The organism is Pseudomonas sp. HY2-MNA-CIBAN-0224 (genome assembly GCF_040310285.1).
Taxonomy (GTDB): domain Bacteria; phylum Pseudomonadota; class Gammaproteobacteria; order Pseudomonadales; family Pseudomonadaceae; genus Aquipseudomonas; species Aquipseudomonas helleri.
Window position 1 is genome coordinate 1 of sequence record NZ_JBEOPQ010000229.1, and the last position, 389, is coordinate 389.

At 43.7% G+C, this 389-nt stretch carries 1 protein-coding gene; it reads right to left on the reverse strand.

Annotation, left to right across the window (positions count from 1 at the left end):
• Positions 1–228: beta/alpha barrel domain-containing protein (locus tag AAEZ03_RS26155; protein ID WP_350582663.1), on the reverse strand; the 228-nt coding region annotated here is incomplete at its 3' end.
• Positions 229–389 lie beyond the last annotated feature (161 nt).

Consider the following 389-nt stretch of genomic DNA (forward strand, 5'->3'; position numbering starts at 1 on the left):
GACTGGCACATTGTATGCTTTAGCCAACTCAGCTATCTGTCTAGCCTCTTCGTATAAATGTGCGTCACCATCAGGCAATGACAGGACTTGCTTACGACGAATTTGTAACAGCCCGATAAACCCTGTCGCTAATGCTGCTTTTAATTTGCGATACAGCAGCGCAAACTCATCATCATTGGTCAATAAGTATAGCTTTGGTGCTGGTGTGATAATCGATGCTTGAGTCATATAATTTTCCTAGGACACGTCCTAAATTCAACACAATAAAAAGGCCGTTACATTACATAACAGCCTCTTTATACCCACTAAACCAATCCGCTTACACTGTACGGCGAGTCGCCAAACTGTTTAGGATATTTTTGGCATCACCCCAACGCGTCGCTGAGCTG